General features: G+C 73.2%; 4 protein-coding genes. 1 reads left to right on the top strand and 3 read right to left on the bottom strand.

Annotated elements, in window-relative coordinates; translation table 11 throughout:
* Positions 1 to 245: 245 nt before the first annotated feature.
* Together ACIBM5_RS42945 and ACIBM5_RS42940 are read right to left on the bottom strand one after the other, a co-directional pair.
* On the bottom strand, positions 246 to 743 hold the full coding sequence (locus ACIBM5_RS42945) for a cupin domain-containing protein (RefSeq protein WP_396012127.1): 498 nt from the start codon (positions 741 to 743) through the stop codon (positions 246 to 248).
* 601 nt (positions 744 to 1344) lie between these two features.
* The gene (locus tag ACIBM5_RS42940) at positions 1345 to 2280 is read right to left on the bottom strand and encodes a LysR family transcriptional regulator (protein ID WP_396012126.1); all 936 of its coding nucleotides are present in this window, start codon (positions 2278 to 2280) and stop codon (positions 1345 to 1347) included.
* A gap of 257 nt (positions 2281 to 2537) precedes the next feature.
* On the opposite strand from ACIBM5_RS42940, the gene ACIBM5_RS42935 reads away from it, so the two are divergent.
* Positions 2538 to 3911 carry an MFS transporter gene (locus tag ACIBM5_RS42935; protein ID WP_396012125.1) on the top strand — a complete coding sequence of 458 codons (1374 nt, stop codon included), beginning with the start codon at positions 2538 to 2540 and terminating at the stop codon, positions 3909 to 3911.
* 147 nt (positions 3912 to 4058) lie between these two features.
* Here the strand turns inward: ACIBM5_RS42935 and helR are convergent, their stop codons facing one another.
* Complete coding sequence (gene helR, locus ACIBM5_RS42930; RefSeq protein ID WP_396012124.1) at positions 4059 to 6212, bottom strand: RNA polymerase recycling motor ATPase HelR; 2154 nt, start codon at positions 6210 to 6212, stop codon at positions 4059 to 4061.
* Positions 6213 to 6275: the final 63 nt, after the last annotated feature.

The following is a 6275-nucleotide window of genomic DNA, read 5'->3' as shown; positions in this document are numbered from 1 at the left end:
GCCGGTCCACGCCCCGCCCCGGCACGACCCCGTCGTCACCCCGACCCACGCCCCGCCCCGGCACGACCCCGTCGTCACCCCGACCCACGCCCCGCCCCGGCACGACCCCGTCGGCACCCCGACCCACGTACGGCCCGGGGCGCGTCGGTCCCCGTCCCGGTCCGGCATTCACTGCACGGCGCGCCGGCGCCCCCGCCCCGGCCGCACCCGGCAGTCCCCGGCGCGTCACCGCCCCGACCCTCGCCCTACCCGCCCAGGTCCACCCAGTGGTTGTCGTGCCGCAGGAAGAACTGTGCGCGCTCCTTGTCCGTGAGATGTGCGAGCTCGGGCACACCCTCGAAGTACGCCTCGCGCGGCGCACCCGGGGCGAACTGGAGCAGCATCGAGGCCGGCTCGCCGGATTCGTTGCGGAACGCGTGCAGGCCGCCGACGGGCACGTACAGGAAGTCGCCGGCCTTGGCGTCGCGCCATGCGTTGCCGTCGAACAGCCGGATCGTGCCGGACAGCACGAAGAACGACTCGGAGATGGTCCGGTGGAAGTGCGTGCCCGGGCCGCTGGGCACGGCGTGCATGTCCACCCGGTACAGCCCGTACTCGCCGTCCGTGGAGTCGGTCGTGGCCAGGTAGTGGAAGCTCGCCCCGGCCGTGGTCAGTTCCGGCGGATGCCCGGCCGGGCGGAAGCGGGCAGTGACTTCGCCGCCCTCGCCGTGGTAGCGGGCCTCGGGATAGGTGGGATACGACATGTCGTGACTCCTCGTGAGCAGCGTCGGGCGGGGAGTGTGTGGCTCGCCGTCGGGGTGGGACCCTCCGAAGGATCCCTCCCGCACCGATGAGTTTCCGGCCGACCGGCGGTCGAAGCATGTGACGGCTCGGAAACCACGAAAGGCACTGCCGTGAAGCTCGTGCTCTCGCGCACCACCGGGACCGGCGTGGTGACCAACTCTCACGAAGGAGTCGGGGCACCCATGTACGGGACGTTCGATCCGCGCGAGAACGCGTAGGCCATCACGCGGAACGCGGGACCCGAGGGCGACGGGAACCGGCGCGGGGTCTCCGCCGCCCCGCCCCACGGCGTCCCGGGCCGGAGGCGGGTACTCCCGACGTGCCGCGGGGCCGACACCCTCGGGTGCCGGCCCCGCCGGTCGTGCCGCGCTCGGGGGCGCGCACGGCGCCACGGTGCGCGGCCCGGTCAGCAACGGAGGGTGACCGCCGGCCGCGGAACGTAAACGCCACCGGATACGGCCCGACCACCCGCCGCCCGTGAGACCCGGGCCGGATGGACCGGCCCGGTGGACGGCCGTCACCCCGACCGCCGCGGCTCGGCCGGTGGGCGGGCGGCCCGGGTCAGGGCGCCGTGTGCGGGGTGACCGTGCTCGTGAGAACGGGGGTGCTGCCGGGCGTGGGGGCGGCTGCCGCGTAGAGCACTTCGCGCAAGCCGGGGACGGACTCCCGGTCGGGGCGCCAGACCAGTCGCAGGGACAGATCGGGGGCGTCCAGGGCGAGTCGGATCAGCTTGCCGGAGGCGAGTTGGTCGGCGACCGCGAAGGTGGGCAACAGGGCGACGCCCAAACCCTGTTCGGCCCACGCCCGGATGACAGCCACACCGCCGACCCGGACCTGTTCCACCTCCGCACCCAGGAGTCGATCGCCGGCCAGCCGGAACGAGCAGGCCGCCGCGTTGACCAGGAGCCGGTGGCCGCGCAGGTCGTCGCCGACGATCGGTGAACGGCCTCCGAGCGGGTGGCCCGGCGCCGCGACCAGGACCAGCCCGACCGGCTCCAGGTCGACGAACGCCAGTGCGGCGGGCGGCGGTTCGAAGCCCAGTTCGCCCAGCCAGGTACCGGTGTCCAGGATCAGGGCGGCATCGAGGCGGCCGGCGGCCACGGCCTCCAACAGGTCGTCGCGCGTACCATCCGAACGGACCTGGACCCGCAGGTCGGGCCGGCGCGCGCCGAGCCGGGCCAGCACCGGGGGCACGTGCGTCGCCGCGATGCTCTCCAGCGCGCCCAGCCGCAGCGGCGGCGCGACCTCGGCAACCTCGCGGCGGGCCTGTTCGGCCTGGTCGAGCAGGCGGTGCGCCCAGTCCCGCATGCGCTCACCGGCCGAGGTGAGCGTCATCCCCCTGGGGCCTCGGTCGAACAACGCGACACCGACCGACTTCTCCAGCACCCGGATCTGTTCGGAGACCGACGAGGGCGCGATGCCGAGCACGTTGGCGGCGGCGGTGACGGTCCCGGTACGGGTGACCGTCTCGAACGTGCGGAGCTGACGAAGTTCCATGGCCCGCCAACCTCGGCAACGCGTTCGGATATTCCGAACGGGGCATGCGGCACAGCCGGTCGAGCCGAATCCGTCGCGGCCGCACAGTGGTTGCCCTCGAACCGTTTCCTGCCGCCGACGCCCGACCTCGGCGGCACGCCCGTGTCGAGCCCTGCCGGCCGGACCCGCGCGGGCTCGGACCGTCGCACGAGCGCCGTGCCGTGCGATGGCCCTGCCTTCGCCGGGTTCGCGTCCCTCCCGTGCTTGGAGAATTCTCGATGACCGTCCTCGCTTCACCCGTTTCCACCCGGCCCGCGCCGACGGCGCGCTCGCGTACGATCGCCCTCCTCGGCATTGCGCTCGGCTACTTCATGGTGCTGCTCGACCTGACCGTGCTCTCGGTCGCCGAGCCGGATCTGGCCCGCTCGCTAGGCAGTTCGGTGGCGGGTCTGCAATGGGTGGTGTCCGGGTACACCGTCGTGTTCGGCGCGCTGCTGCTGACCGCGGGCGCGGTGTCCGACCGGTTCGGTGCCCATCGGGCCTTCCGGGTGGGCATCGTCGTGTTCGGCCTCGGCTCGCTGCTCAGCGCATGGGCACCGGACCTGTGGACCCTGGTGGCCCTGCGCGCACTGCTCGGCGTGGCCGCCGCCGCGTGCGTACCCGCGTCGATGGCGATGGTCACCACGCTGTATCCGGTGCCGGCGGAGCGGGCCGGGGCGGTCGCGGTCTGGGCCGCGCTCAGCGGCGCCGCACTCGCGGTGGGACCCATTGCCGGCGGACTGCTGGTCGACGCATTCGGCTGGCGGGCCATCTTCCTGGTCAACGTGCCGCTCGCGGCCCTCACCCTGGCCCTGACCGCCGGACGCACGGTGCACTGCCCCAAGGGCGTACGGCCGATCGACTGGACCTCCCAACTCGCCGCGTGCGTCGCGCTGGGACTGGCCACCGACGCCCTGATCGCGGCCGGCTCCGGCAGCGCGACGCACGCCGCCGCCTCGGGTGCGGGTGCGGTACTGGCCGGGCTGCTGTTCGCCGGATCCGAGCGGCGCAGCGCCAACCCGGTACTGGCCCGGGCGATCCTGCGCTCGCGGGGCACGGTGTCCGCGTTGCTCGCGGGGGCCGCGGTCAACTTCGCGCTGACCGGGCTGCTGTTCGTTCTACCGCTGCTGTTTCGGCAGAGCCTGCACATGTCGCCGCTGGAGACCGGTGTCGCGTTCCTGCCGATGACCCTGCCGTTCGCGGTCAACCCGCTGCTCACCGGCCGGATCGTGGCCCGGTCCGGGGCACGCGGGCCCATGGTGGCCGGGTTGGGTCTGCTGACCACGGGCAGCGTCGTGTTCGCGGTGGCGGTGCTGACCGGCTCGGCGTACCCGGTCTTGGCCATCGGCCTGGTGTGCACCGGCTTCGGCGTCTCCTTCGCGCTCCCCGCACTGGTCACCACGGTCATCGCCACGGCCCCCGAGGGCACGGCCGGTGCCGCCGGCGGCCTGCTCAACGCCGTCCGCCAGATCGGCGCGACGGTCGGCGTCGCCGCGATGGGCGCCTTCGTCAGCGTCGACGGCGCGGCCGACCCGCACGACCTGGCCTGGGCCCTGCTGCTGCCGGCCGTGTTGTGCGCGGCCGCGACCCTCGCGGTGTGCCGCCGCCGCTGACCCGCGGATCGAGCACCGGCGGCGGCGGTGGCGGCGGCGCCGTCACCCGGTTCCGCTTCCCCTTCCGCTCCCGCACCCGCACCCGCACCCGCACCCGCACCGGGACGTCGCCGGCCCGGCCGGGAGCGGGTGTTCGGCCGACGGGCCTCAGGAGCTCGTGAGGACGACGAGTTGTCGGGTCGCCCGGGTCATCGCGACGTAGCGGTCGACCGCTCCTTCGATGCCCGTGCCGAACCCTTCCGGGTCGACGAGGACGACCAGGTCGAACTCCAGCCCCTTCGACAGCTCCGGGGTCAGCGACCGCACCCGGGACGTCGCCCGGAACGCGGGATCGCCGATGACGCAGGCGATCCCCTCGGCATGTGCGGCGAGCCAGGTGTCCAGGATCGAGTGCAGTTCCGCGGTGGATCCGTGCCCGACGGGGATGCCGCTGCTGCGGATGGAGGTGGGCACGTTGGCATCCGGGAGCACCGCCCGAATGACCGGCTCGGCCTGGGTCATGACCTCCTCGGGTGTCCGGTAGTTGATGCTCAGGGAGGCCAGGTTGATCCGGTCCAGCCCGATCCGTTCGAGCCGTTCCTGCCACGACTCGGTGAATCCGTGCCGGGCCTGGGCCCGATCCCCGACGATGGTGAAACTGCGGGACGGGCACCGGAGCAGCAACATCTGCCACTCCGCGTCGGTCAGTTCCTGGGCCTCGTCCACGACGACGTGCGCGAACGGACCGGCGAGCAGGTCCGGTTCGATGCCGGGCCGGGCCGACTCGTCGACCAGGGAGGTCCGCAAGTCCTCCCCGCGCAGCATGGTCACCACGCCCTCGCCGTCGTCGTCGGCCTCCAGCAGGGCGTCCACGACGTGCGACATCCGCTCGCGTTCGGCGGCCGCGGCGGCCTGGTGCCGGCGCCTGTGGCGCGCCGCGTCCGGGTCGCCGAGCCGCTGCCGCGCCGCGTCCAGGAGCGGCAGGTCGGACACCGTCCAGGCATGGGCGTCCGCGCGCTGCAACGTGCGCACTTCGTCGGGTGCCAGCCAGGGAGCGCACATCCGCAGGTAGGCGGGTACCGTCCACAGGTCCCCGACCACGTCGGCCGCTTCGAGCAGCGGCCACGCGCGGTTGAAGGCCGTGAGCAGTTCCCTGTCCCGCGCCAGGGACCTGCGGAGCAGGTCGGCCGGGACCTCGTCGTCGTCGTGCTTGTCCACCAGGATCGTGAGCAGTTCCTCCCACACCTGCTCACGCGCCTCGTTGTGCGCCGTACCGGGCTCCGCCGCCTCGAACGCCTCCGCCCAGTCGGCCGCGGTCAGCCGGATGTCCGACCAGTGGGTCGTGATCGTCATCCCCTTCGTGGGCGGCTCCTCGTAGAAGGTGACGGCCTTCTCGATCGCGTTCACCAGGTCCGCGGACGACTTCAGGAGGGCCACCTCCGGGTCGGCCTCGATCCCCGCGTCGGCTCCCTCGGCGACCAGGTCCCGCAGGGTGCAGGTCTGCACCCCCTCCTCGCCGAGGCTGGGCAGGACGTCGGCGACGTAGCCCAGGTAGGGCTGGTGCGGTCCGACGAACAGCACACCGCCCCGGCGATGACCCAGGTGCGGGTCGGAGTACAGGAGGTAGGCGGAGCGGTGCAGGGCGACGACGGTCTTGCCCGTGCCCGGCCCGCCGTCGACCACGAGAGCACCGCGGGAGCCGGCGCGGATGATGGCGTCCTGGTCGGCCTGGATGGTGCCGAGCACGTCGCGCATCCGGCTCGACCGGTTGCCGCCCAGACTGGCGATGAAGGCGGACTGGTCGTCGAGCGCGGCGTGTCCGACGAACCCGTTCGTGGTGAACACCTCGTCCCAGTAGTCGCTGATCCGGCCGCGGGTCCAGCGGTACCTGCGGCGGCTCGCCAGACCCATCGGGTTGGCGTGGGTGGCTCCGAAGAACGGCTCGGCCGCGGGAGTGCGCCAATCGATCAGCAGCTGACGACCCGTGTCGTCGGTGAGGCCGAGTCGTCCGACGTACACGGGCTCGGAGTCGTCCGTGCCGACCATGTGTCCCAGGCACAGGTCCAGCCCGAAGCGGCGCAGGGCCCGCAGCCGGGTGGTCAGCCGATGGATCTCGATGTCCCGGTCCATCGCCTGCCGGCCCTTGCCGCCGGGCGACTTGCGCTCGGCGTCGAGGCGGTCGGTCAGGTCGGCGATCGACTGGTCGAGGCATTCCGCAATGGCCGCGAAGTGCCGCTCGTCACCGGCGATCAGCGTCGGGTCGGCCTTGGCGGAGAGGCGGTCGGGAAGGTCGAACGCGCTGGTGGCGGTCAGGGGGTTCACGGCATCGGCTCCGATCTGCGGTCGCGGTACGACCGTGGCGCGTGGCGAGGGGTTCGGACCGTC

Origin of the sequence: Embleya sp. NPDC050493, from assembly GCF_044458105.1 — a bacterium.
Classification (GTDB): domain Bacteria; phylum Actinomycetota; class Actinomycetes; order Streptomycetales; family Streptomycetaceae; genus Embleya.
Note: the sequence above shows the minus strand (reverse complement) of the source record. Positions and strands in the feature narration are given on the sequence as shown.